The 23158-nt window shown below is 67.4% G+C and carries 28 protein-coding genes; 19 read left to right on the top strand and 9 right to left on the bottom strand.

The genetic code is table 11. The features are described from left to right. The first annotated feature begins 57 nt into the window (after window positions 1–57). On the top strand, window positions 58–495 hold the full coding sequence (locus IFT79_RS10675) for a GNAT family N-acetyltransferase (protein ID WP_192124138.1): 438 nt from the start codon (window positions 58–60) through the stop codon (window positions 493–495). An 87-nt stretch (window positions 496–582) separates the two neighbouring features. Beyond that, entirely contained in the window at window positions 583–1200 is a 618-nt protein-coding gene (locus IFT79_RS10670) for a hypothetical protein (RefSeq protein WP_192124136.1), read from the top strand. A 671-nt stretch (window positions 1201–1871) separates the two neighbouring features. Here the strand turns inward: IFT79_RS10670 and IFT79_RS10665 are convergent. From IFT79_RS10665 to IFT79_RS10655, 3 genes are all read right to left on the bottom strand, one after another. After that, window positions 1872–2369: a helix-turn-helix transcriptional regulator gene (locus IFT79_RS10665; protein ID WP_192124134.1), complete on the bottom strand. Its 498-nt coding sequence runs from the start codon at window positions 2367–2369 to the stop codon at window positions 1872–1874. A 165-nt stretch (window positions 2370–2534) separates the two neighbouring features. Beyond that, the gene (locus tag IFT79_RS10660; protein ID WP_192124131.1) at window positions 2535–4556 is read right to left on the bottom strand and encodes a serine hydrolase; all 2022 of its coding nucleotides are present in this window, start codon (window positions 4554–4556) and stop codon (window positions 2535–2537) included. Between the two features lie 432 nt (window positions 4557–4988). Next, window positions 4989–5831 carry an NmrA family NAD(P)-binding protein gene (locus IFT79_RS10655; RefSeq protein ID WP_192124128.1) on the bottom strand — a complete coding sequence of 281 codons (843 nt, stop codon included), beginning with the start codon at window positions 5829–5831 and terminating at the stop codon, window positions 4989–4991. Window positions 5832–5897: 66 nt separating this feature from the next. On the opposite strand from IFT79_RS10655, the gene IFT79_RS10650 reads away from it, so the two are divergent. From IFT79_RS10650 to IFT79_RS10640, 3 genes are all read left to right on the top strand, one after another. Then, entirely contained in the window at window positions 5898–6236 is a 339-nt protein-coding gene (locus IFT79_RS10650; RefSeq protein WP_192124126.1) for a winged helix-turn-helix transcriptional regulator, read from the top strand. A gap of 221 nt (window positions 6237–6457) precedes the next feature. Beyond that, entirely contained in the window at window positions 6458–6811 is a 354-nt protein-coding gene (gene cmtR, locus IFT79_RS10645; protein WP_192124124.1) for a Cd(II)/Pb(II)-sensing metalloregulatory transcriptional regulator CmtR, read from the top strand. Further along, the gene (locus tag IFT79_RS10640) at window positions 6808–7488 is read left to right on the top strand and encodes a cation transporter (protein WP_192124122.1); all 681 of its coding nucleotides are present in this window, start codon (window positions 6808–6810) and stop codon (window positions 7486–7488) included. The genes cmtR and IFT79_RS10640 overlap by 4 nt, the downstream gene beginning before the upstream one ends. Window positions 7489–7546: 58 nt before the next feature. On the opposite strand, the gene IFT79_RS10635 is transcribed toward IFT79_RS10640, so the two are convergent. Continuing rightward, complete coding sequence (locus tag IFT79_RS10635; RefSeq protein ID WP_192124120.1) at window positions 7547–8494, bottom strand: helix-turn-helix domain-containing protein; 948 nt, start codon at window positions 8492–8494, stop codon at window positions 7547–7549. A 118-nt stretch (window positions 8495–8612) separates the two neighbouring features. Here IFT79_RS10635 and IFT79_RS10630 point away from each other — a divergent pair, with 118 nt between their 5' ends. After that, window positions 8613–9248, top strand: a complete 636-nt coding sequence (locus IFT79_RS10630) for an isochorismatase family protein (protein WP_192124118.1) — start codon at window positions 8613–8615, stop codon at window positions 9246–9248. Between the two features lie 251 nt (window positions 9249–9499). Here IFT79_RS10630 and IFT79_RS10625 read toward each other — a convergent pair whose 3' ends face one another. Further along, window positions 9500–9805, bottom strand: coding sequence for a LuxR C-terminal-related transcriptional regulator (locus tag IFT79_RS10625; protein ID WP_162235901.1), 306 nt, complete (start codon window positions 9803–9805; stop codon window positions 9500–9502). 135 nt (window positions 9806–9940) lie between these two features. Between IFT79_RS10625 and IFT79_RS10620 the strand changes: the two genes are divergently transcribed. The 8 genes from IFT79_RS10620 to IFT79_RS10585 all read left to right on the top strand — a co-directional run bounded on the left by IFT79_RS10620 (window position 9941) and on the right by IFT79_RS10585 (window position 14140). Next, entirely contained in the window at window positions 9941–10423 is a 483-nt protein-coding gene (locus IFT79_RS10620) for a hypothetical protein (protein WP_192124116.1), read from the top strand. Between the two features lie 40 nt (window positions 10424–10463). Beyond that, on the top strand, window positions 10464–11048 hold the full coding sequence (locus IFT79_RS10615; protein WP_137847184.1) for a hypothetical protein: 585 nt from the start codon (window positions 10464–10466) through the stop codon (window positions 11046–11048). Between the two features lie 232 nt (window positions 11049–11280). Continuing rightward, complete coding sequence (locus IFT79_RS10610; RefSeq protein WP_192124115.1) at window positions 11281–11727, top strand: hypothetical protein; 447 nt, start codon at window positions 11281–11283, stop codon at window positions 11725–11727. A gap of 95 nt (window positions 11728–11822) precedes the next feature. Continuing rightward, on the top strand, window positions 11823–12011 hold the full coding sequence (locus tag IFT79_RS10605; RefSeq protein WP_192124114.1) for a hypothetical protein: 189 nt from the start codon (window positions 11823–11825) through the stop codon (window positions 12009–12011). A 91-nt stretch (window positions 12012–12102) separates the two neighbouring features. After that, window positions 12103–12450: a hypothetical protein gene (locus IFT79_RS10600; protein ID WP_192123519.1), complete on the top strand. Its 348-nt coding sequence runs from the start codon at window positions 12103–12105 to the stop codon at window positions 12448–12450. A 172-nt stretch (window positions 12451–12622) separates the two neighbouring features. Next, window positions 12623–13048, top strand: coding sequence for a hypothetical protein (locus IFT79_RS10595; RefSeq protein WP_192124113.1), 426 nt, complete (start codon window positions 12623–12625; stop codon window positions 13046–13048). Between the two features lie 253 nt (window positions 13049–13301). After that, complete coding sequence (locus tag IFT79_RS10590) at window positions 13302–13646, top strand: hypothetical protein (RefSeq protein ID WP_192124112.1); 345 nt, start codon at window positions 13302–13304, stop codon at window positions 13644–13646. A gap of 152 nt (window positions 13647–13798) precedes the next feature. Beyond that, window positions 13799–14140 carry a hypothetical protein gene (locus tag IFT79_RS10585; protein WP_173154442.1) on the top strand — a complete coding sequence of 114 codons (342 nt, stop codon included), beginning with the start codon at window positions 13799–13801 and terminating at the stop codon, window positions 14138–14140. A 234-nt stretch (window positions 14141–14374) separates the two neighbouring features. Here the strand turns inward: IFT79_RS10585 and IFT79_RS10580 are convergent, their stop codons facing one another. Beyond that, window positions 14375–15193: a CPBP family intramembrane glutamic endopeptidase gene (locus tag IFT79_RS10580; protein WP_043595650.1), complete on the bottom strand. Its 819-nt coding sequence runs from the start codon at window positions 15191–15193 to the stop codon at window positions 14375–14377. Between the two features lie 496 nt (window positions 15194–15689). Beyond that, the gene (locus IFT79_RS10575; protein ID WP_192124111.1) at window positions 15690–16265 is read right to left on the bottom strand and encodes a recombinase family protein; all 576 of its coding nucleotides are present in this window, start codon (window positions 16263–16265) and stop codon (window positions 15690–15692) included. Between the two features lie 1184 nt (window positions 16266–17449). Here IFT79_RS10575 and IFT79_RS10570 point away from each other — a divergent pair. From IFT79_RS10570 to IFT79_RS10560, 3 genes are all read left to right on the top strand, one after another. After that, complete coding sequence (locus tag IFT79_RS10570) at window positions 17450–18193, top strand: hypothetical protein (RefSeq protein WP_192124110.1); 744 nt, start codon at window positions 17450–17452, stop codon at window positions 18191–18193. A 475-nt stretch (window positions 18194–18668) separates the two neighbouring features. Next, window positions 18669–19295: a recombinase family protein gene (locus tag IFT79_RS10565; protein ID WP_233568558.1), complete on the top strand. Its 627-nt coding sequence runs from the start codon at window positions 18669–18671 to the stop codon at window positions 19293–19295. Between the two features lie 53 nt (window positions 19296–19348). Continuing rightward, on the top strand, window positions 19349–19609 hold the full coding sequence (locus IFT79_RS10560) for a hypothetical protein (RefSeq protein ID WP_192124109.1): 261 nt from the start codon (window positions 19349–19351) through the stop codon (window positions 19607–19609). 32 nt (window positions 19610–19641) lie between these two features. Here IFT79_RS10560 and IFT79_RS10555 read toward each other — a convergent pair whose 3' ends face one another. After that, a complete protein-coding gene (locus tag IFT79_RS10555) occupies window positions 19642–19980 on the bottom strand; it encodes a DUF2274 domain-containing protein (protein ID WP_148053743.1) in 339 nt (112 codons plus the stop codon). A gap of 176 nt (window positions 19981–20156) precedes the next feature. Next, window positions 20157–21008, bottom strand: a complete 852-nt coding sequence (locus IFT79_RS10550; protein WP_123572114.1) for a cation-transporting ATPase — start codon at window positions 21006–21008, stop codon at window positions 20157–20159. A gap of 174 nt (window positions 21009–21182) precedes the next feature. Between IFT79_RS10550 and IFT79_RS10545 the strand changes: the two genes are divergently transcribed. Together IFT79_RS10545 and IFT79_RS10540 are read left to right on the top strand one after the other, a co-directional pair. After that, window positions 21183–22238, top strand: a complete 1056-nt coding sequence (locus IFT79_RS10545) for a hypothetical protein (protein WP_123572113.1) — start codon at window positions 21183–21185, stop codon at window positions 22236–22238. Window positions 22239–22276: 38 nt separating this feature from the next. Continuing rightward, window positions 22277–23149 (top strand): endo alpha-1,4 polygalactosaminidase, encoded by an 873-nt coding sequence (locus tag IFT79_RS10540; protein ID WP_123572112.1) that lies wholly within the window; start codon window positions 22277–22279, stop codon window positions 23147–23149. Window positions 23150–23158 lie beyond the last annotated feature (9 nt).

Raw genomic sequence — 23158 nt, 5'->3', positions numbered from 1 at the left:
CGGGCAAGCCCCTCGGGGCTGCCCGTCCCGCGCCCCCTCGTCAGGAAGACTCGACGCATGCCCCTGCACCGTGACTACCGCCTCCTCGACGGACCGCCGCCCCTAGCCGACTACCTGCGGCTGAGACTCGAGAGCGGCCTGTCACCCAAGAGCGAAGCCCAGGGTGCCGGCGCGCTGACCGGCTCCTGGACTTTCCGGCACGTCGTCGACGTCGCCGGGGACGTCGTCGGGATGGGGCGTGTCGTCGGGGACGGCGCCTGGTACTTCCTCATCGCCGACATGGCCACCGTCCCTGACCACCAAGGCCAGGGCATCGGAGGCGCGATCCTGGACGCCCTCCTGGCTCACATCGCTGAGCACGCACCCCCGGGGACCTACGTGACCCTCACCGCAGACCCGCCGGGCAGGCGCCTCTACGAGCAACGCGGCTTCGCTGACGTCGCCCCCGCACGAACTGGGATGCACCTCGTCATGCCCACTCTGGGCGTCCGATAGACAATCGGTGACCGGGCGTAGGCGGGACCAGTTCCACTGGTTCACCAAGGCTGTTGCGCAGACCAGGTGCGGATGGTGAAGTGACTCATGACGTTCTTCCCCGAAGTCACCCCTGCCGACGACGACTCGTCAGAGCACTACATGGCTCCTGAGTGGGCTGCGCCCCCTGTCGACTGTATCCCGAGTCGCATCGGCGTTTCGACGATCCTGGCCAGGACCGACGACATCGCCGTCATGGTCACTGGGCTCTCTGTCCACGCATCAGGCCTCCAGATCGACGTCCACTGGTTGCTCCGCAACCGTCACCAGAAGCGCCGAGACTGGGCCACCCTCATGGACAGGTTCGGGGGCGGACGATGGGGCAACGGGGCAGTCGACCCCGCTCGCAGCATCCGTTTCGGCGTCGTCCTCGACGACGGGACGAAAGTCGTCGCTGACGTCGGCGACGCGTTCCACGACGACCCCACCAAGGCACCGACAGGACCCCTGTTGACCCTCACCGAACAGGGCGGGTCGGGCGACGACTCCTACTTCACGACCTCGGCTCGACTGTGGCTGTGGCCCGTCCCCCCGGACGGCCAGCTCGAGCTCGTCGTGAGCTGGCCCGAATTCGACGTCTCCGAGGCGCGGCACACGTTCGATGCTCACGCCTACTCAGTCGCAGCTCGCCAGGCTCGACCCATCTGGAGCAACGAGGGCAACTAGCGCACCGGCCAGCGATCCCCAGTCGGGACGCGATATGCACTCTCGGTCAACCCGCCAGCCTGCGCCCGCGTCCCCGATGCGTTGCTGCCCGAAGAGCACTCGGTAGAGCTGCCGCCGCGAGGGCGACGACAACGCATGCCGTGACGGTGACGATCGTCGAGGCGTGCACAACAGCGACGAGAGATCCGAGCGCGACGAGAGCCAGCGTCCCCGCCAGAGCGCGCCACCACCAGCCCTTATCGCCTCTCGAGCTGAGGACGTCGACGGCAGCCAGTGATGCCCAGACGAGAAGACAACATCCCACTGCTATCGACCAGATGACGAAGAGGCTATGGAGCCCACCAACCATTCCAGAGATGACCCGGGCGGCTAGGAGGTCTGCGCCGCCTGGGCTCACGACGACCCCCGGGTCCCCTGGATCTTGAAATCAGGGCGCTGACCCTGGAAGAGAAACGAGCATCGAGGTCAGCAGCGCAAGGCACACGCCGCAGACCATGAGGAGCCCAATCGCAGCCATGACCACCAAGGCGCCCAAACCCATCACACCTTGAAACCAGTAGCGGCCGCTCTCAGAGCGGGAAAAGTTCACACTCGATCATCTCGCGACTGCACGACCGGCACATCAGCCCGCAGTAGTTTCCACGCGCACCATCCCCTACTGAGACGCCGTGCTACCTGCTCGTCGCCTCGTCCGTGCCAGCACGAGACAGAGGGTAGGCGCGGTCCAGGCGGGGGCTGAGGATGACGAGGAACAAGAACGCCGACAGCAGCCACCCGGCGACCCAGTAGGCCGGGATCGAGAAGATGGCGACGTTCGGCACGACATCGGTGGCGACTGCGACGACTACGGCGATCGTGACGAGCACGCCCACCCCGTAATACAGCGCCCGGAAGCCTTCCTCGACACGGCCCCGCCGTTCCTGCTGGCGCGTGGTCCGCTCGTCGAGGGCAGTGACTGAGCGGCCGTAGTCGTCCTCGGAGACGGCGACGAAGAGATCGCGGACCGGCACACCGAACGCCGTCGCCACCCGCGAGAGAGTGTCGAGGCTCCCGTCGTTGCCGGCCTCGAGCCTCTGGACGGTGCGGACGGTGACGCCGCTCTCATCTGCCAAGCGTTCCTGGGTCCAGCCCATCTGGGTCCGGAGTTCGCTGATCCGTGTCTCGTTCATGCACCTCACACTAAGAACGACCCGTCCAGAGGTCCACGACACGGACCCGACACCTCCACGACAGAGCTCACGGTGGGGCCACGAACACGCTGCAGGTCACCTCCGGTCGGCGGCGCGGGGACATGCAGCGATCCGCGGGCCTGCGGCGGTCGGTTCGGCCGCCCCTCAGTAGGAGATGTCGGGGAGCAGCAGGCCACCGGTCGCAGCGACGTACCCGAGCCCCGCGAACGCGAGGACCAGCAACGCCCGACCGGCGACGGCGACGACCTTCCGGAGGCGCGGGGGCGCCCCGCCCCCAGCAGCCCGCTCAGCAGGCGCGCGCCTCACCCGACCGACGAGCACGACCACCGCAGGCAGCACCCCGGCCACGGTGACGGCCGTGAGGACCTGCGCCGTCCGCAGCACGAACGCAGCAGGCGGTCCGGCGTCGCTGAGGAGGGCGGACGCGACCGTGGCCCAGAGCACGCCGGCGACCACGAGCGCCAGCAGGGCGACGGCGACCCCGACTCGACCGATGGTCTCTGCACGCGACTCGACGGACCCTGTCACGCGCCTCCCGGACCAGACCCGGCGGACGGCCCTGACGATGGTGCCCACCAGGGCGAGCAGCAGCACGGCCAGGGACGCGACGAGGACGAGGGGCAGTACCTGCCGCGTCGCCGGCATCGGCTGGAGCGTGAAGGCGGGGTTGAGCCCGACGGCCTGGACAGCACCGTCGACCTGGTCGACGGCGACCCTGCGGTCGCCGTCGACCTCCTGCCAGACCCACGGCTCGACCTCCACCAGCTCGACCGGCGCCCCCGAGGTGTCCGTGAGAGCCGAGATGAGGACGGAGTCGCCGGGGCCTCGAGAGACGTCCACCGCCGACAGGGCGTAGAAGAGCCGGACGAAGGTCGACTCCGCACGCCTCGACACCTGGTAGCTGCCCACCAAGGCGTCCGCGTGCTCACCGGCAGTCTCCGTGGCGGTCACGGCCGCCCCCTCCGCGGCGTAGGACGGGAACCACCGGTCGGCGAAGCCGTCCACCAGGGCTTCGCGCACGGCCGTCGTGGCGTCACCCCGAGCGCCCGTGCTGTTGAGGGAGACGTAGATGCCTGCGTCGTCGTCGGGCCAGAGATCCATCTGGGCGTGGAAGGCCGTGAGGTCGCCGCCGTGCCCGAGGACGCGGCGACCGTTGCGGTCCTCCTCGAAGAGGCCGAGCGTCATGCGAGGCCCGGCAGCGAGCCCGCCGAGGTCGTCACCATCGAGGGCAGGTGCGTGCATCTCCTCGAGGGCCTCCGGCCCGAGCATGCCGGCGGCGTGCCCGAGCTGGGCGAGCATGAACGCACTCATGTCCGATGCCGTGGCTGAGACCGCGCCGGCGGGTGCCGGGGAGACGATCTCGAAAGGCACCGCCGCCGCCCCAGCAGCGTCCCAGCCCCCGGAGACCACGGCAGCGTCGCCCGAGGAGAGGGGCTGGTCGAGCGTCGCGGACACCATGCCTGCGGGGTCGAAGACCCGCTCCTGGACGAGTTCAGCCCACGGGCGTCCGGTGGCCCGCTCGGCGACGTACGCCGCGACTCCGTTCGACCAGTTCGAGTAGGCGGGGATCGTGCCGGGCTCGTAGATCTGCTCGGGCGGCTCGACGGACACGGCGTCCCGCAGCGTCGTCGGCCCCTCCCCCGGGCCCGCGATGACGCCAGCCAGCTCGTCCTCGAAGCCGGCGGTGTGGCTCAACAGGTGCCGCAGGGTCACCGGACGGTCGAACGCGCGGGGCAGCGAGACGTCGAGACGGTCCTGGACGGGATCGTCGAGATCGAGCACGCCCTCCTCCACGAGAGACATGACGACGGTCGCCGTGACGACCTTCGAGATCGACCCGATCCGGAAGAGCGTGCTGTCGGGATCGACGGGACGCCGGTCCGCCCGCTCGTCACCGAGGTCCGACCAGCCCCAGCCCCGTTCGGTGACGACCTCGCCGTCGGCGACGATCGACACGGTCGCGCCGACGATGCCCTCCCGCTCGAGGGCGGCCGGGACGAACCCGTCGAGCCATGCGTCGGCATCGACGGTCGTGAGGCCAGACGCGCTTCCACCCGGGGGCGGGACCACGGAGGCGCGAGGCGCGGCAGCGCAGGAGGCCACGAGAAGGCAGGCGAGCAGCGTCGACACGACACCTGCCGCAGTCCGGGGGCGGATGGGCGTCACGGGCGTCCTCCTGGGCGCGAGCGAGGGCGGACCGGGCGTCGCACCTCGATGACCATATCGGTCCGCGACGAAGCCTCAGATACTTGATCTCTGGCTGGCCTTGCTCAGACACAAGGCCGCAGCGGGAAGAGTCCGGCCGGCATCAGATGGTTCCTACCCCTGCTCGGGATCTCATTGATTGGTTTCGTCGTCGTCGATGCCATCGTCACCGCGACACGACCACGCGCCGCACCCGCTGGCAACTCACAAGTTGGGGTGCGCCCACGTGGGCCCCGCAGGTTTGTCACCATCGCACCCCAGACAACTGGAACGCATCTCGTCATTCCCGCCGCAAGGGGCCATGCGCGATCAAGCCCCGAAGGGTGAGGATGACCGCTACCCGAGTAGATCCAACCTGAGTCGTGCAGCGGCCATCACCGACCAGATAGTGGATCAAGAGTTGACGTCGGCCAGCCAGTTCTCCACTGTGCGCGGCACGAGCCCGAGCCGCGTCTGGGCGCTGGTGGCCTCGTCGATCACCTCGGATTCCTGCGTTGCGCGCCAGCGGTACGAGGCGACGACCGGTGCCGCGCCCTCGGCGCCGAAGAGCGGCTCGATGACCGCAGCGAAGCCGTCCGGGGTCTGCGCCTCGAAGCGAACGTCACCGCCACGGTGGGCCGCGAACCCTGCGGCCAGGTCAGCGCCGAGAAGGCCCGGGAGGGCTCCTACGCCCACGACGCCAGTGACCGAGGCATCCTGCAGGAGGTGCGCCACGACGACCGCCACGTCGAGGTGTGAGCTCCAGGACACGGCGTAGTCGCCGCGGATGGGATAGCGGAGGACGCCAGCTTGCTCGACACCGGCCGTTACCGGTGGCAGGAGGAGGTTCTCGAGGTACAGGCGCGGCGCGACGACAGCGAGGGAGACGCCGGTGGCCTCAAGGCCCCGAACGAGGACATTCATGGGGCTGCTTCCGGCGCCCTCGATCTGCGCCCCACTGGTCGACACGACGACGCGAGCCGGTCGAGCCGTCGCGACGGCCGCCACGACAGCCTCGGCCTGCGCGCGTTGCATATCGGGGGAACCGACGGTGAGGTGGACGAAGATGCCGTCGAGACCCTCGTACGCCTTCGTCAGCGATTCAACCGATGTGAGGTCGACGGCGACGGGCGTGGCAGCACCTGCGTACGCGGAGGGATCACGGACGGCGGCGGCGACAGGCGCGCCGGCGGCGAGGAGTGCGGAGACGACGGGCGAGCCCTGGGCACCCGTGGCGCCGTGAATGAGATAGGTCATAGGAGCTATTAGTGCACGGACAGCACCGGTTACGTCAACTGCACTATTGGGCTAGGGTCCACTTTCATGGCTTTCTGTGGGGATGTCTGGCCCGACTGCGGCATCGCGAAGTTCTTGACGCTTCTGGACGGGCCTTGGGCGACGTTGATCGTCCGCGAGCTCCTGACAGGTCCGGCCCGGTTCTCCGAGCTGAAGGAGGCGCTGCCGGGCATCAGTGCGCACACCCTCACCAACCGCCTCCGAAAGTTCGAGACTTCCGGGCTCGTGACCCGGACGGTCTACGCCGAGATCCCGCCCCGGGTCGTCTACGAACTAACCGAGACGGGCATGGGCCTTCGACCCGTGCTCGAATCGATGAACGCTTGGGCCTTGTCCGTCCCAAAATCCCCGACCCTGGGCCCATAAACGGTGCGAACCTAAGCAATCAGCTATCGGGCGCCGGACATAAAGGTTCTCCGAAAACCCGGACCGGTTCACATCCCGACTTCGAACCGATCGCCTTTTCTGGCCTGCTGATCCGACCTCGGGCCAGTCCACTTGAAATCGATCGTTTTTGAGAGCGCCCTTTCATCTCAGTTACGACAGCAACGAGAGGTTCAGGTCAGTCTCGGCTGTATAGTCAGTGAATGCTGACTCTTTCCTCTCGTGTCGACGTCATGAACCGTCTCGGTCGGGCTATGGCCGACCCGACGCGCTCGCGCATCCTCCTCAGGCTGCTCGACGAGCCCGGCTACCCCGGAGCGCTGGCTGACCAGCTCGGCCTCACTCGCTCGAACGTCTCGAACCACCTCTCATGTCTCCGCGGCTGCGGCATTGTCATCGCCGTGCCCGAGGGCCGGTCAACCCGATACGAGATCGCAGACGCCCACCTCTCGAAGGCCTTGACGGCTCTCGTCGACGTCGTGCTCGCCGTCGACGACGGAGAGCCCTGCACTGACGACAGCTGCGATGTCCCCCTCTGCTGTGGGACCGGCACATGAGCACGACCACTTCCCCCGCCCTGCTGGTACCGGCCCGACGGCTCCTGCTGCAGCGTCGCATCCGAATCATCGTCGCCGTGACCATCACCTACAACGTGATCGAGGCGATCGTGGCGATCGCAGCCGGCACCGTCGCCACGTCGACGGCCTTGATTGGGTTCGGCCTGGACTCGATCGTGGAGGTGCTGTCGGCCGCGGCGATCGCATGGCAGTTCGCTGGGCCCGATCCCCAGAAGCGAGAGCGCGTGGCGTTGCGGGTGATCGCCGTGTCGTTCTTCGGCCTGGCCGCCTACGTCACGGTCGACGCAGTGCTGTCACTCACTGGTCTCCGTGAGCCCGACCACTCTCCTGTCGGGATCGTCCTCGCCGCGGTGAGCCTGGCGATCATGCCGTTCCTCAGCCTGATCGAGCGCCGCACCGGCACCGAGCTCGGATCCGCATCAGCCATCGCCGACTCGAAGCAGACCCTCATCTGCTCCTACCTGTCCGCGGCGGTCCTCCTCGGCCTCGTCCTCAACCTCGCGTTCGGGCGGACATGGGCTGACCCTGTGGCAGGTCTCGTCATCGTCGGTTTCGCTGTCCGCGAGGGCCTCGAGGCCTGGCGTGGCGATGCCTGCAAGACACCCGTGTCGGCCCTGACGGGCGAACGCCAGGTCGAGACCTGCGACTGCTGCTGAGCCGCACCAGCCACCCCCGCCACCCCTGACGGCACGACGTGAGCAATGCGCTGATGCGTCACGCGGTCGTGGCGAAGCGCTTCCGGTAACTCGACGGTGTGCTTCCAAAAGCTTCGGCGAAGTTCTGCCGCAGTGTCACCGCGTTGCCGAAGCCGCAGTGCGCGGCGACCTGCTCGACCGGGATTTCCGTGCTCTCGAGGAGGAGCCGGGCCTCGTCGAGCCGGCGACTCCTGACCCAGGCGGCAGGCGTTGATCCGGTTGTCGCACGAAAGGCACGGACGAAGGTCCGGCGGCTGAGATGAGCAGCTGCCGCGAGCCGGTCCACGCTCAGGTCTTCCCCCAAGTGCTCCAGCGCCCAGGTCGTCGCCACCGCAATCGGATCGTTCCCTTCCTGCTGGGGTACCGGGCGTTCGATGAACTGGGCCTGACCTCCCTCTCGGTGCGGGGCGACGACGAGGCTCCGGGCGACCTTGTTCGCCGCCTCCGCTCCCAAGCGGGTCCTGACGACGTGCAGGCACGCGTCGATCCCCGACGCGGTTCCCGCTGAGGTGATGACGTCGCCGTGGTCGAGATAAAGCACGTCGGCCTCGACGTCCACAGAGGGATGCTTCCGAGCGAGATCGTCGACGGCGTGCCAGTGCGTGATGGCGCTCCGCCCGTCAAGGAGACCGAGGTCTGCCACGGCTATGGCTCCGAGGCACAGTCCCGCGATCGTCGCGCCCCCGCCGTGAGCGGCCAGGAGCGCCTTCCGAAGAGCCGGTCCGGGCTCCCGCCCGTCGGGGATCCAGGAGGGGACGACGACGAGATCAGCATCGGCAGCGGCACCCAGTCCTCGAACCCCTCCGATGACGTACCCCTCGGCGGTGCGGACGGATCCCTCACGGTCAGCAAAGAGCACCGTCTGCCAGTCGGCCAGCCCCTGACGGGTGACTTCGTCGAACACCATCTGCGGGACCGCGAGATGGAACATCGTCACACCGTCGAACGCATGGATCGCGATCTTCACGCCGCCTCCTCGAATTGGCCCGTACTCATCGTAAAGCGGCCTGCGTGCCAATGGTGCTTACTCCACGCTCGACGCAGACTCGTGATGTCCATCTCGGCTCAACCGTCAGGAGCACACCATGACCACGCCCGCTCGCGCCCTCGTCCTCGTCGACATCCAGCAGGAGTACTTCACCGGCCCACTGGAGATCCAGTACCCCGCCCCGACGGACTCGCTCCCGCGGATCATCGCCGCCATCGATGCCGCCGAAGCGAACGGCATCCCCGTCGTCGTCGTCCAGCACACAGCCGGCGACGACGCCCCGGTGTTCAACCCCACCCTTCCCGGGTTCGCACTGCACCCCGAGATCGAGCAGCGCCGCACCCCCGCCTGGAAGGCCATCACGAAGCAGTACGGCTCCGTCTTCGCCGGGACCGACCTCGTCGACTGGCTTCAGGAGAACAGCGTCGACACTGTCACCCTCGTCGGCTACATGACCAACAACTGCATCATCGCCTCCGCTGCCCAGGCAGAGACCATCGGCATCGCGGCGGAGGTCCTCTCCGACGCGACCGGAGCCATCAGCATCAGCAACGACGCCGGCCACGTCGACGCGGAGACCGTCCACACGACCCTCATGGCCTTGATGAACTCAAACTTCGCCGCCATCGAGTCGACAAACGCCTGGATCACCGCACTGGCCGACGGAGAAACGCTCCCGAAGGACAACCTGCCCTCCTCCGCGATGTCCGGCGCCAAGCGCTTCGCTCGATGACCCGATAGGCGCTGCTCGACCTGGCCGCGTGCCCCGACCGGGCTAAGCAGTGTTCGGCTGAATGCGTATTCCGAACGACGGCCTAGCTTGACGGACTCGTCCGCGAACCGATTGTCTATCGGTCACGGGGTGGAGACGCTTGCTATGACTTTTCCGCTTCCAAGACGAACTGGCCATCCAGGCTCACTCGGCGACGCGCATGGTCCTTGCCCCAGCCCCGACCCGTTCGTCGAAACCACCGCGGTCGGCTGCTACGACACTGAGGTGTCGGGTGCGTCGGCGCAGGGCTCAGCGAGCGTGGCATGTAAGAGCCCGGAGGCCTCGATCGGCCACTGATCACCGGCCAGGATGCCGAACACGAACGCAGCCGCGACGAGCGCCGCACGATTGGGTACCCGGAACTTCGCTTGCAGCTTGGCGACGTGGTACGCGACCGTGGCTGGTGCAAGGTAAAGCCGCCGACCGATGGAGTCGTAGCCCTGGCCACGCGACAGCTCGACCAGGATCTGAGCCTGGGTGGGGGTCACGCAGTGCGCGCAGCGGGACTTGTGTGCCACGTGGCCCCTTCCGACCGGTCTGTCGGTCACTATACCGATCGCTAGTCCTCAGCAGAACAAGCCGTTTCGCCTTGCGACCTGAGTGCCCGCTGGTCTTTCATGAGCGTCATTGCAGCACCTGGCGAAGGAGGAATGATGGCCACGAAGACCACCTGGACGGGCGCCGTTGCCGCGGTCGTCTGCCTCGCCGGCCTGACTGCGTGCGTCGGCACGACATCGTCAACTGATCCAGTGTTTAGCGACCCGGCACCGACTAGTACGACGTCGTCTCCTGAAAGCGGCGGCACGCTCGTCGACCCCTTGACACGGCTCGAGGACCCCGACTCGGACGACTTCATCGCCACGACGGTCTCGCCGTCGCTGCACGAACACGGCACCGGCGGGGCCACCTTCAAGATCGCCCGGCCCGACCCGTCCTTGACGCAACTGCGTTTCTACGTCGCCTGCTCAGCCGGTGATTTCACGGTCACTCTCGGCACGTTCTACTCGGGCGACTGCACACCTGACTTCACCAGCAGCGGAAGCATCCCGCTGCCATCGGGGGAAGACCCTCTGAGCGTCCGCCTGGACGTCTCGGCAGGGACCGACTACTGGATCACCGCCATCCCGGTGCCGTGACCAGCCGACGCGAGTCGGACCAGACAACAAAGGGGTACTCATGAAGAAAAGCCTTGCCACCGTCGCTGTCACGGCCCTGCTCGTCCTGGCGGGTGGCACAAGCGCGATGGCAGCCGAGGGGCCCACCGCGGGTGCCCAGAATGCACCGACAACGACCAATGGGACAGACTCCACCGACGGCACCGACTCTCTCTGCTCGGGAAGCCGGGTTGTCTACAAGTCATCAAGCTCGGCCGGGTCCTTCACCCAGGCGTCCGGGGCGAACAGCTCTGTCACGGGTGGCCCGGGCGTGACCCTCGCCATCAGCACCTCCACCACGTTCACTGTCTCGGGCAGCATCACCGCCACCACGGGAGTCACCGTGAGCAACGTCGTCGCCAGTGTCAAGGCTGATGTGGGCGTGACCATCGGTGCCAGCAAGAGCGGCACGACAACGAATTCGGGGTCATGGACCGTGCCGTCCAGCTACGGATCGGGACGCCTCGCGATCGGTTCGATGAAGTACAGCGGAACGACCACGAAATACATCGAGAACTCCAGCTGCACCCTTGTGAAGCAGGGCTCCTCCGCGACCTTCAACGCCCCGCAGCAGGAGTGGCACTTCCAAACATCGCGAGTGTCCTAAGGCCGAACGGATCACCACTGGACACCACCGATCCCCGTCGACCACTCAAGTCGGCGGGGATCGGTCTCCCGAGAGTCGCTGCGACACCCGCCTCACCGGGGCCCATTCGCCACCGGGCAAAACCGCAGCTCGAACCGGTAACCGATCGCTTATCGGGCGGATGGCACCGCTCGACAGATGCCGATCCAGCTAACGTCTGCCTCAACGGAACAACGACTCTGGAGGCAACACCATGTGGGATGCCTGGCGAGACCGGCTCGACGATACGAGATTGCCGCCGGCGGCAGCTCTGTGGGCTGCGCAAAATGGTACCTACGAGGAGCGCTGGGAGCTTGCGTCACGTCAGGGTCTTGACGAAGGCACATTCGGTGCGTTGCTCGAGGTCGACGATCACCGAATACACGACATCCTGGCCCTGAACAGAGACCTGCCACGAGCCTTTCTCGACCAGCTTGCGATCGCCGGACTCGCTAACGAGGAGTACATCAGTGGGCATCAGAACGCCCCTGCTGAGCGTAAGCGAGCACTTCCGTTCAAGTACGTGACGGGACGGAGCCTGGAGCTTTTCCTTGATGAAGTCCAGGCCACCGAATCCGAACGAAACGCCGTCTGGCGGACATCAGCAGCGAAGGCCAGCAGGTCTCTTGGCGAGGTATGGGACGCCATCAGGACTGATTAGACGTCGATCTCGGAAGCGTGCCGCCCTCCAGACGATCCCCTACCGGCCGCGGTGGGCCGTCCAAGCCAGTCGTGGCCCTGCCATAAGGTTCGAGCATGGAGACCGTTCCGCTCGTCTTAACCATCATCGGTGCCCTGATCGTCGCGGCAGGCTTCGCCTATGCGTTCAACCTCAGGAGGCGCGGCGGTGTCCGAGCGGGAAGTCGCCCGTTCCTGGCCATGACCATCACGATCGGACTCGGGACCGGAATCTTCGTAGCAGGCGTCATCGCCGCGCTGAGCTGACACGCGAAGTTCGAGACCGATGGCCGATCGTCTATCGGGCACCAGCTTCGGCTCCGCTAACGTGCAGGCACGAGCCACGGAAGGAGCACCCTTGAACGTCACAGTCGAAGTGGGCGATTGGGAGCACGAATGCTGCGGCCCCGCGATCGAACGCAACGATGTAGTCGACCTGGGCTGTCTTCGTTGGCGGGACGCCGATGGACAAGTGCGGTTGATCGAGACCCACCACGACTCCCCTATCGAAACTCGTGTCCGCGGTCGCGTCGTGGACATTCTCGTGCTTGCTGAGGATGGTTCCTCGACACCAGTTCTTCGCGTTCCCAGCGGCGTGGCCCTGCGCGGATTTGACGACGAGGACGACGGGCACCTTGAGACGCCGTGGTCGGGCGAACTCGTCGACGAGCGCAACAGGCACTTCCTCGTGACAGTGAAGTCGTAGGCGCCAGCAGTTACTCTCCCTCCGCACCGCACCGCACCGCACCGCACGGCAGGTAAGAATCGCTCCACTGAACGATCGGCTAACGGGCTCCGGTTTCGGCGTTCTTGCCTCCCCTACCGCGCCACATCAACCAGCGCGTCGGATCGTTGAAGCGAGATGACATGCTGAGCGCATGCTGACCGATGCAGAGATCGTGACCGCGATGAGAAGAGTCGAGCACAAGAGTCGGTCTGCCGGGATGGACCTGTCGTACCTCGACTACGAGATGCGAGACATCCGCACCTCGCCCGGACACGTCGATGTCGAACTCACCCAGCGCGACGGCCACTCCGCGCGACTCCTCATCGCCCTCCCCTCCAGCGGCGAACCCCAGTACTGGCTCTACGCTCCCCCCGAACAAGCCGAGGATTGGCTCCAGCAGCTCCTCATCTGGATCGACGAGGAAGTCTTCACCAGCGGGCTCATGGACGGGCGCGCACGCATAGAGAGCAACGGCGCCAGCTACGTGCAGTCAGCTCCCTACGGTTGGCGCTTGACCGATCCTGCTGAGCACGCACGCCTCTCCGAAGCCGCTGGCCCCAACGGTTGGTACGGATGACGATCCCCTAACGGGCGCATAGCCAGAGGTGACCTTGAGTTGTGCCACGCTTGCCAGCGTGAGCGAAGTTGTGCCCTCAGAAATGGATGATGGGTTCTATAGCCCAAGACACCGGCGCCCTGACAGAACTTGCCACCGTTCGGGCCCCTGGACGCGCGCCTGGCATCTCATGGTCTACGCCGGGGCCGCTCTAGCAGCGCTGGTCGTCGCTCTACTTCTCGCCTCAGCCGTCCACGACTCGACTCAGGCGCATGTGGCAGGCACGTTCACCGAGGAGAGTTGCGAAGGCGATGGCCGGTACGGCTGCCAGAGCGTCGGCACGTGGACGAGCGACGACGGTCAGTTGACCTACCGCAGCGTCGGACTCGACGGGGCAGTGGGAACGGACGGCACCTCCCGTTCCTACGCGATACCCGATGCCATCCTCGGCGGCACCGACACCGTCCACGACAGCACCAGCAGCCCCCTCATCGGAGTCCTCGTCGCCACCATCTTGCTCGTCGTGCTCACTCTCGGCGTCCTGCGTGCAGCCGAAAAGTGGGGCGACTTAGCGCGTCTGAGAAATTCGTGGAGACGCCGCAAAGCGTCCAGGCCCTGAAGTCTGACCGACGAAAAGACGAAAGCCACGTGGCCCGTGAGATTCCCGTGACCAAGAGTGGGCTTGCCCTATCGCCGATCGTCTAACGGGCACCTTCTTGTGAGGCTCTACGGGGCTGTCGGCGACATTGACGAGCCGTCTAGTCTCGGGTCATGAGCACCGCCGAGCCGCTGGCGCCGCCGCGAATCTCAGCCAGGGTCGACGCGGGAGCGATCATGGTCCTGATCGTCGGCTTCGCAGCGACCTTGGTCGTCATCGTCGTCGCAGTTCTCTGGCGCGACATCATGGGCGACGTCTTCCTGTGGGCTAGGCCAATTCTGGTAGGCGTGCAGTTGTCGCTGTGGCTCCTGGCGTGCGCACTTTCTGGGCGCCGCATGCTACGTGGCCACCGCGCACTTGTTCCGGCGCTCTGGCTGACTGGCGCTGCTGCTGTGGCCTTCCACGCGAGCATGTTCCTGCTCACAGCCAGCCTCCCCTGCCCGTCTCTCTGTTAGGGGCCTGAGCCGGAGGGACGATCCGTGGGACGGGCCCCTAGGGCCTCGACCGCTGACCGATCGTCTATCGGGCATCGAGGAGGTCGAGCGGCGGGTTGATCCAAACGCCACTGCGATCGACTGCACGCTCTTGCTCTCCACATCCGGTGATGACGGTATCTGCGGCGAACACAGTCGTCTTTCGGGATGAGGTCGCTGGGCACATCACCATCGGTGATCGACCGAGGTAGACCGCTAGACCACCTGCTGCCCGTGATGTGCCGCACGGCGCTCCGTCACGAGGAAGACGACGAGCAGCACGACGCCGACGAGGACGACCACGATGTTGCCAAGCTGAGCCAGGGACCCAAGGCCGCCCTGCAGGGGGTATGTGCCCTGCATGAAGATGCTCGGGTCTGTGCTCGCGTGAAGCAGGATCGGAGCGATGATTGTTCCCGTCACCCGGAGGGCGAGGTACATGCAGAGGCCGAAGAAGAATGTGTAGAGCATCTGCAGCATGGTGGAGATGAAGGGCTGACCGGTGAAGAGGTTGGTCGCGTGCAGTAACGAGAACAACGCAGCGGAGACGAGCCCGACGGCGATCTCGGAACGGCCGGCCGAGCGCATGATGCGTACCACGTATCCACGAGTCAGCACTTCTTCGGAGAAGCCGATAACCAGTCCTGCCAAGAGCCACGCGGCGACCCAGTCGAAGCCTGCAGCGTCGTAGTCGATGCTCGCGAAGCGCAACACGTTGAAGAGCAGCACGACGGCGATGGCGATCCACATCCAGCCTCGGCCGGGGACGTCCTGCCGTGCGAAGAGGCCTCGCAGCCAGCCGAGGCTGGCACCGAAGCCGATCAGGATGAGGCTGCCGATCAGGACCGGGACGACGATAAGGACGAGGACATAGCTGGCTGATCCAGCGTCGCCGATGAATGGCACGAAGGGTGCCATGAGGAGCGATGCCGGTTCGTAGATGGCGAGGTAGCCGACGGCGAGGATCAGCGCCTTCCACCAACGACCCCGTTCCCAGAACCGCGTCCACCCTGATCGTGCAGCAGTGTCTTCCATCATCATCCCCTCGATTGGTTTTCAGTTAACCATCAGGCTCGAGACAGATTCAAGTTCAAGTCGGTGGGCGAGAGTCCGCCTTAGGCGCGCTCCGCTGCGTGCCGATCGTGGTCAAACTGCGCAAACGCACGCGACCGATGACGATGCATGCCGCTGTGCCTCCCCACCAGATGAGAAGGGCGACGATCGCGACCACGAGATAGGCGTCCTCGGTCGCCGCCCCGGCGTACGGCTTGGCGTCCAGGGCGTTCAGGGCTACCCGAACGAGGGCGGCCCCGAGGACGACGCTGAGGATGCAACCCACCGCAACGCTTGCGTAGATGCGTCGCCGTCGCGATGGGCTGTCCGGTTGCTCAGGCTTCATGGTCGTGGCCTGCCCGTCGGCGTCGCACTGCTATCAGGGTGAACCCTGCCAGCAAGAAGAGTGCGGCCGCCGTGAGTACGTGACCCGATCTTCGTCGTCGCTCTTCTTCAGAAAAGCAGCTGGCGCAAGCCCTCAAAGTGGCGCCTGGTCGGCGCGCTGAATTGCCCGGTAGACAGTCGAACGCGCGACCCCGAACAGCTCGGCGATCTCGCTTGTGGTGTGCTCGCCGGTGCGGTGCAGCTGCACGAGATGCTTCTCCTGCGAAGCGGTCAGCTTCGGTTTGCGGCCGCGGAGCTTGCCGGCGGCCTTGGCGATCGCCATCCCTTCACGGGTACGGGCGCGGATGAGGTCGGCCTCGAACTCGGCGACCATGCCGAGGACGTTGAACAAGAGCCTGCCGACGGGGTCGGTGGGGTCGTAGACCGCTCCCCCGAGGTTCAAGGCGACGCCCTTCTTCATTAACTCGTCGGCGATGTCGGTGGCGTCTCGCAGCGACCGGGCGAGACGGTCGAGCTTCGTGACGACCAGGACATCGCCGGTGCGGCACGCAGCCAATGCTTCTCGGAGGCCGGGCCGCGCTCGAGTCGTGCCCGACAAGCCGTGGTCAACATGAACGCGTTCATCGTCAACACCGAGTGCTTTAGGACCGTCACGTTGTGCTGCGAGATCCTGTCCAGAGGTCGACACACGCGCGTATCCGATGAGCATCCGCCGACTGTAGCGTTTAAACCCCCGTCACCGGGCATTTTTGCGGGACAGGCATACGCGAATCCGCAGGCCAGGAGCTACTTGGTCTCAGCCGACCAAGAACGGCCGGGGCAGGTGTCCCGATGAACGACCGCCTATCGGACACTGAAATCGAAACGGAGAGACCCTGGTGCACATTCGAGGTGCGGGTATTCCGACGCATGCGGCGCATTGTCGGTCTGCGCGTCGCGGCCGTACCGCATAGTTGGGGACGTGCCGGCACCCGAGATCATCTCCCTAGACCCAGCGGCAAGAGCGTTTTACGGCCTTCTGGCGGCCGGGATGGTCGTTGTTTTCGGGGGCACGACCATCTTCATTTCTGGGCTTCCCGGGCAAATCACGTTCGGTGCTCTAGCAGGCGCATGCATCGTGTTAGTTGTTCGCCTCGTGCAACTATCCATCACTCTTTCTGACGACGAAGCTGTCATCCGTGGCCTGTTCCGAACGACTCGTATCAATCGGGAGCACGTCAGGTTGTTGCGAGGGCACGCATATCTCGAGTGGACGGATGAGCTGGGCCTGGGACACTCCACACCCGTGCTGGCCCTCATGCTGAGCTTTATGCAGCCAACATCTCGTCGCCCTGCAGGCAGAGGGCACGAAGTCGCGCGACGCATCAACTCGTGGATTGACGGAACAGCAAAGCGGGCCTAGCCGAAACCAGACCCGCCCTTTCCTGCCGGCCTACTTCTTCTTGCGATGCTGGATGACCAACACGGCGATGAAGACAATCGTGACTAAGGCGACGGCGATGGGCCACCAACCATTTGCACCAGCTGCGTACACGGGCTTATCCCTCCGAAATGGTTGCTCCAGCCCTTTCGGCCAGAGAGTATCCATAGTTCACGGCGGCCGTGGCTGCGCCCTTGAATTTCTACGCGACCGGATGACGACCGCGTAACGGGCGCCCGCAGAGCGGCTTCCCTAAGAATGTCAGGGACCTCGCCCGCAGCGGCATGTGCTGACGCAGCCAGCTCAAGGGGTCTTCAGAGCTGCCACGAGTTGGCGGCCTGTCGTCGCCCTGCCGCAAACGCTGATGCCTGGTCCAATTTGTGCGCCCCTGGCACTCCGATAAGCCACCGCCTGGTGGTGTTCTAAATCACGTCTTGATGTCCTGTTTGAGGAATCCTCTTACAATGTGGCCCATGAGGAGATTTACGGCGGGGGTCGCCGTGGCGGCGGTTGCGCTGCTGCTGACCGGGTGTGCCGGGATTAGCAGCGAGATGGGCGGGCCACCGGCCCCGACCGGCACCGCGACGAACGGAACCGAGGTGCCGGACCGGCAAGCCGTCCTCAACGAGCTCGGTGCGCCCCCCACCTCGGGGCCGCCGGACCCAGCCCGCCTCGCCGAACTGCGGCAGAAGGCCACCGACCAGCGTTGGGACCAGGTGACAAAGCAATTCCCCGACGCGGTCCGACCCGAGGTCGCCCTGGTCCACGAGATCGAGGGCGGCGACCTCGACCCGCTCATCGCGTGCCTCCGCGAGGCCGGCCTGCCCGTGGTCGACGACGTCGGGAGAGGTAAGGACGGCTCGACCTCGCAGGGCTATTCGTTCGAGATGCCCGACAGCGGGCCGCAGCGCGAGCAGGCCGAACTCGCCAGCTACCGCTGCAACGTCATGTACCCGAGCCCCGTCACTGAGACGCTCACGGTCGAGCAAGCGGCGTGGTTGTACGACTACCAGACCATGTTCCAGCTGCCGTGCTTCGAGGCGCTTGGCGCCCCGTCAACCGAGCCGAGCATGACTCGCGAGGAGTTCGCGTCGACCTGGCCCCACCAGGGCTGGTTCCCGAGCGCTGGATCAGCGTCCAGTCAAGGGCTGACGGACGCCGAAGCGGAACGAGTCGACAAGACCTGCCCCGCGCCCGACTCGGATACTTTCGGCTAAGGATGCCGTAGCAGCTAGAGGCAACGCATATTCGAGGCGGCACATCCGGCCACAGAAGATTCGTCCAACAACTTGCTCCAACAAGTACTAGGAAAGCAGTTGCTCAAATGTCGATTCGCGTAAAGCCCCTTCTCATTTGTTTGGTGAAAATCCTCATCGCAAGCCTCAGTGTTGGCCTGACTGCCATAGGCGTTCTAGGCGGCAATCGAGCACACCCAGGTATGTACATCGGGGCCGAGAAGCGAGATGACTACCGACCCTAATGAGGCGGAGCAGCTTGGCATTGCTGGTTTATCGACTGGTCCATTCGCCCTGAGATGGCTTAGAGGGAGCCCGTAGCCTGCGCTACGAGCTCCCTCTCGCTTCGGCGATCGTTCATCGGACGTTCTGCGGCTGCGACCACTCCCCCGGACCTCCGGGCGTATTGCTGTCTCAGATAGGCCGTCCGAAATAGGTTCCGGTGACGGCACCCTCTGTGAGGCTGAAGACCACCGGGACCCTCATCGGCTACGCCCGCGTCTCCATCGACACCCAGGACCTCACCGCGCAGCGGGACGCCGCCTGCGCGCTGGGAGTGCCGCCGGAACCGATCTACAGCGACCGCGGCCTGACAGGGACTAATAGGGAGCAGCCTGGGCTCCGAGAGGCTCTGGCGGCCTGCCGGCAGGGCGACACCCTGGGCGTGACGAAGCTCGTTCGCCTCGCGCGATCGCTGCGAGACGCAACCGACATCGCTGAAGAGCTGACGCGCCGGCAGGTGCGGCTGACCCTCGGAGGGTCGGTCTACGACCCGACCGACCCCGTCGGGCAATTGCTCTTTGTCGTCCTGGGGATGGTGGCCGAGTTCGAGTCCGACCTTATCCGAGCGCGCACGCGCGAGGGCATGGCCACGGCGAAGGTGCGGGGGAAGCTCAAGGACCGAAAGTCCAAGCTCTCTCCCGCGCAAGAGCGGCACATGGTGGCGATCCACCGCGCCGGTGACCACACGGTCGCCGAGCTGGTGGAACTGCTCGGCGTGGGGCGGGCGACGGTCTACCGGGCGCTCGAGCGGCACCCGGCCGCGGTCGATTCAGCCGTGACACTCCCCCGCGCCGACGCCTGATCTCACAGCCGTGTTCCATGAACGAGGGCCGGCGAGGCCGTACTGTGCTGGCCGTGACCTCGCTGGCTGAGAGTGCCTATATCTACCGTGATTTCCCGGTCGGATCGTCCAGCGGGGTCGGTGCATGGCTCTTGACTCTCGCACCGGAAACCGGCGAGTCCACCACTGTCATCTTGCCGACCCGCGATCTCCACCACGACCCCGTCCCAGAAGCAGACGAGCGCCTGAGAGACGAGGCTTACCGGGCCGTCGAGTGGCGCTCGAGCGGCGCAGAGCGCTGGGTCACGGACCTTGAAGGACTGGGCGGCCAGTAGCGTGCATCCGTAATTACTGAACTACGGACGGTCTAGTCGTCGAGCTGCGCGCGGACGCGGCGGGCGATGGCCCCTTGCAGCTCGTCGTTTTCCAGCAGCTCTGCAACGAGGGCACGGGTAACGTGCACGTGCACGACACACACTCGGCCCTGAGCCTCTGCGAGGCCTGCGGCGTAGTCGACGAGGCCTCGGTAGACCTGGGGTGACAGGTCTGCGGTGATGCGTACGGGCTTGGCTCGAATGACGTTCGGCCGGGGTGCTGACGTCGCCTCGGCGGCGGGCGCTCCGGGCTGGCTCTGCTCGGGCGTCGTCGATGCGGCTCTCTCCGTTGCGCGGGCAGCTCGTGCTCGCAGCTCTTCCGCTTTGGTCATCGTCCTGCTCCCAGCGTCTCGATCTCGTCGGCGGCGTCGGCGTACTTGCCGAGTTCGGTGACCGGGCCGGACCCCCCGCGCGCGCGAGGGTCTCGGCGAGATCCTGGGGTCTCGGGACACGGGCCGCGCGGGCGCGAGCCGAGCGGGCGCGAGCCGAGCGGGCGCGAGCCGCGCGGTCAGCGGTCGAAGAGGTTGCCGAGGCCGGGGATCTGGAAGCCCTCGCCGAGGTTGCCGAGCTGGTCGCCCAGCCCACCCACCTGCTCGCCGAGTCCGCCGACCTGCTCGCCGAGTCCGCCGAGGTACTCCTCGCCGCCCGCGGTCAGGCCGTCCAGCCCCTCGAAGCCGAAGCCGTTGGTCAGCTGGTCGAAGTCGATGCCCGACGTCACGGCGTCGGACAGCAGGGGCAGGGCGACGCTGCTGACGGCGGCCGCCCCGGCCACGGCGACCGCGAGGCCCGCGACCCCCGCCACTCCGGCGCCGACCGCGGCACCTGCCGCGACCTTGCCCCCCGTGCTGCCGAGCACGCGCTTCATCAGGCCGGGGTGTGCGGTCTCGCCACGGGTCGCCGCCCGGGCGAGGTCGGCCGGGGCGCTCGACGCGGGACGCTCGCCCGCGGGCACCTCGGCGCTCAGGCGGGCGAGCACCTGCTGACGCTGCTCGGGGGTGAGGCGCTCGAAGGCGTCGCGGTGGACCTGCTCGAGCTGCTGCGGCGGGGCGGTCTGCAGCAGGTAGTCGTACTTGGCGAGGGCCGCGCGGTCCGCGGCGGACCCCTGGGGGGCGTGGCCCCCGGTGGCCGGGCGCCCGACACCCCGCTGCGGCGCCCCGTACCCGTCGCGCTGGGGCTGGCGGCCGCCCTGCTGCGGCTGCCCGCCCTGGCGGTCGTCGCCGGTCACCTTGTCGGAGACCTTGCGCACCACGTCACGCCAGTCGGTGGAACCGCCGGACGCGCCACCGCGGCCGGACGAAGAAGAAGAGGAGTTGCCGAGCGCACGCGCGGCGGCACCCAGGAGACGGTCGAAGTTGGCCATGCGAGCGATCATCCCGGGCCCGCATCCGAGAAGCCCCCGCAGGAGCCGAGCATCGCCCGGGAACGGCGCGTCCACCGCTGCGGGTTACGCCCGAGCCCTCCTCCGGGTTACATTCGCAGGGGACGTCCGCGCGGGCCCGACCGCGACGCGCGCTCCATCCTCAGGAGGTGTCGCATGGGCAAGGCAGCAGTCACGGGCTGGGTCGCCCTCGCGATGCTGGTCTCGGGCGCGGCGCTCGTCCTCGCCGCCACCTTCCGCCTGGCCACGGTCGGGCTCTTCGCCGGCGGTTTCCTGCCCATCGGCGACCTCGACTTCGTCACCATCGCGATCTGGCTGCTCGGTGCCGCCCTCGTCGTCGGCGGCGTGGCCCTCGCCCTCGTCGGGCTGACCGACCGGGTGCTCGGTGCCCTGCCGCGCGACGAGCCGGAGCACCCTCTCGAGCACGAGGCCGTCCGCGAGACGACGCCGGCCCCGGTCCGACCGACCACCCAGGAGGCGCGGGTCCTGTCCGCAGGACGGCCGACGGCCGCCCCCGTGGTCGCGTCCGCCCCCGTCCTCGCCGCCACGCCGACGCCGGCGATCGCCTCCGCCACGGGCACGCCCGTCGAGACCGCGTCCACCCGCTCCGCCGTGCCCGAGCAGGCTCCCGCCGGGCCGACCCTCGCCGAACGCCTGCGTCCCGTGCTGTCGTCCGCCGCCACCCGGGTCGCGGCCGCCGTGCGCGCCACGGGTGACGCCCTGGCCCGGGCCGGTCGGGCCACGGCACGGGCCGTCCGTCGCGCCTCCCGGGCCGTGGTCGCATGGGTCCGACGCACCACCCCGGTCGTCGTCGCCTGGTTCCGCACGACCGGCACCACCGTCGCGACGCGCACCCGACCGGCCGCCCGCTCGACCTGGGACGGCGTGCGTCACGGCAGCCGGGCCACCGCGGCCGGTGCCGTCGTCGCCGCCCGGGCCACGGGGGCGACCGCACGACGCGCCTCCTCCGCCGCCGCAGCCAGGGCCCGTGAGAACGCGCGCAGCCTGGCGGACGCCCGCGCCGCCGCCCGACAGGCGGAGCACGACCGCGAACTGGCCCGCGAAGCGGCGCGCCTCGACTTCCTGACCTCGCGCCGCACCCCCGCCGCGCCAGCCACGTCGCCCACCGCCGCGGTGGTCACCGCGGGGGCCACCCCCGCCGAGGCCGCGGTCGGCGAGCGCGAGTCCGCGCCGCTGTCGCACACCGCCTGACGGTCGGCCCGGTCGCTCGACTCACCTAGGCTCGCCGCATGCGCACACGCCTCGGACTCGTCGGACTCGTCGGCATCGCGCTGGTCGTGACGGGCTGCACGGGCGTCGACGCCGGGGCCGGTGAACGACCCGAGCGCGCCTCCACGTCCGCGGTGGGGGCCTCGGGGGCCGCGACGGCCGACGGCGTCGTGCTGCCGCCCGAGGGCGCCCGCTTCGACTACCAACTGGGAGGCGCGTCGCCGATCCCCGACGGAGCCACGGTCGTCGCCCGCGACAGCACCGACGACCCCGCCGACGACGTCTACGGCATCTGCTACGTCAACGGGTTCCAGACCCAACCGGGCGCCGAGTGGCCGGACGAGCTGCTCGTGCGGACGTCCGACGGCGAACCGCTGGTCGACCCCGGCTGGCCGGACGAGCACCTGTTCGACCTGTCCTCGGAGGCGAACCGGCAGGCCGTGGCGGAGCGCCAGGCGTCGACGATCGACGGCTGCGCCGCCTCGGGCTACCAGGCGGTCGAGTTCGACAACCTCGACTCGTGGACGCGGTCGGACGACGCCTTCGGTGAGGACGACGCGGTCGCCTTCGCGACGCTGCTCGTCGCGCGGGCCCACGCGGCCGGGCTGGCGACGGCGCAGAAGAACACCGCCGACCTCGGTGCCCGGGGCCGCGACGAGGTCGGCTACGACTTCGCCGTCACCGAGGAGTGCGACCGCTACGACGAGTGCGACGCCTTCACGGACGTCTACGGCGGGCTCGTGTTCGACGTCGAGTACACCGACGACCTGCGCGGCTCGGTCGCCGACGTGTGCGCCCGCGTCACCGGACTCGACCCGGCCCCCTCGACCATCGTGCGCGACCACGACCTGGTGCCGGCCGACGACCCGGCCCACGCCTACACGGCCTGCTGACCGGCGCCG

Origin of the sequence: Frigoribacterium sp. CFBP 8759, assembly GCF_014841655.1 — a bacterium.
Classification (GTDB): domain Bacteria; phylum Actinomycetota; class Actinomycetes; order Actinomycetales; family Microbacteriaceae; genus Frigoribacterium.
Note: the sequence above shows the minus strand (reverse complement) of the source record. Positions and strands in the feature narration are given on the sequence as shown.

Bases quoted from the DNA above. Each gene is read 5' to 3' on its own strand.
- IFT79_RS10570 (WP_192124110.1), top strand. From the start codon at position 17,450: ATGAGGAGATTTACGGCGGGGGTCGCCGTGGCGGCGGTTGCGCTGCTG.
- IFT79_RS10540 (WP_123572112.1), top strand. From the start codon at position 22,277: ATGCGCACACGCCTCGGACTCGTCGGACTCGTCGGCATCGCGCTGGTC.
- IFT79_RS10655 (WP_192124128.1), bottom strand. From the start codon at position 5,831: ATGACCTATCTCATTCACGGCGCCACGGGTGCCCAGGGCTCGCCCGTC.
- IFT79_RS10650 (WP_192124126.1), top strand. From the start codon at position 5,898: ATGGCTTTCTGTGGGGATGTCTGGCCCGACTGCGGCATCGCGAAGTTC.
- IFT79_RS10675 (WP_192124138.1), top strand. From the start codon at position 58: ATGCCCCTGCACCGTGACTACCGCCTCCTCGACGGACCGCCGCCCCTA.
- IFT79_RS10585 (WP_173154442.1), top strand. From the start codon at position 13,799: ATGAGCACCGCCGAGCCGCTGGCGCCGCCGCGAATCTCAGCCAGGGTC.
- IFT79_RS10630 (WP_192124118.1), top strand. From the start codon at position 8,613: ATGACCACGCCCGCTCGCGCCCTCGTCCTCGTCGACATCCAGCAGGAG.
- IFT79_RS10665 (WP_192124134.1), bottom strand. From the start codon at position 2,369: ATGAACGAGACACGGATCAGCGAACTCCGGACCCAGATGGGCTGGACC.
- IFT79_RS10550 (WP_123572114.1), bottom strand. From the start codon at position 21,008: ATGGCCAACTTCGACCGTCTCCTGGGTGCCGCCGCGCGTGCGCTCGGC.
- IFT79_RS10605 (WP_192124114.1), top strand. From the start codon at position 11,823: ATGGAGACCGTTCCGCTCGTCTTAACCATCATCGGTGCCCTGATCGTC.
- IFT79_RS10595 (WP_192124113.1), top strand. From the start codon at position 12,623: ATGCTGACCGATGCAGAGATCGTGACCGCGATGAGAAGAGTCGAGCAC.
- IFT79_RS10615 (WP_137847184.1), top strand. From the start codon at position 10,464: ATGAAGAAAAGCCTTGCCACCGTCGCTGTCACGGCCCTGCTCGTCCTG.
- IFT79_RS10640 (WP_192124122.1), top strand. From the start codon at position 6,808: ATGAGCACGACCACTTCCCCCGCCCTGCTGGTACCGGCCCGACGGCTC.
- IFT79_RS10610 (WP_192124115.1), top strand. From the start codon at position 11,281: ATGTGGGATGCCTGGCGAGACCGGCTCGACGATACGAGATTGCCGCCG.
- IFT79_RS10555 (WP_148053743.1), bottom strand. From the start codon at position 19,980: ATGACCAAAGCGGAAGAGCTGCGAGCACGAGCTGCCCGCGCAACGGAG.
- IFT79_RS10620 (WP_192124116.1), top strand. From the start codon at position 9,941: ATGGCCACGAAGACCACCTGGACGGGCGCCGTTGCCGCGGTCGTCTGC.
- IFT79_RS10670 (WP_192124136.1), top strand. From the start codon at position 583: ATGACGTTCTTCCCCGAAGTCACCCCTGCCGACGACGACTCGTCAGAG.
- IFT79_RS10575 (WP_192124111.1), bottom strand. From the start codon at position 16,265: ATGCTCATCGGATACGCGCGTGTGTCGACCTCTGGACAGGATCTCGCA.
- IFT79_RS10580 (WP_043595650.1), bottom strand. From the start codon at position 15,193: ATGGAAGACACTGCTGCACGATCAGGGTGGACGCGGTTCTGGGAACGG.
- cmtR (WP_192124124.1), top strand. From the start codon at position 6,458: ATGCTGACTCTTTCCTCTCGTGTCGACGTCATGAACCGTCTCGGTCGG.
- IFT79_RS10545 (WP_123572113.1), top strand. From the start codon at position 21,183: ATGGGCAAGGCAGCAGTCACGGGCTGGGTCGCCCTCGCGATGCTGGTC.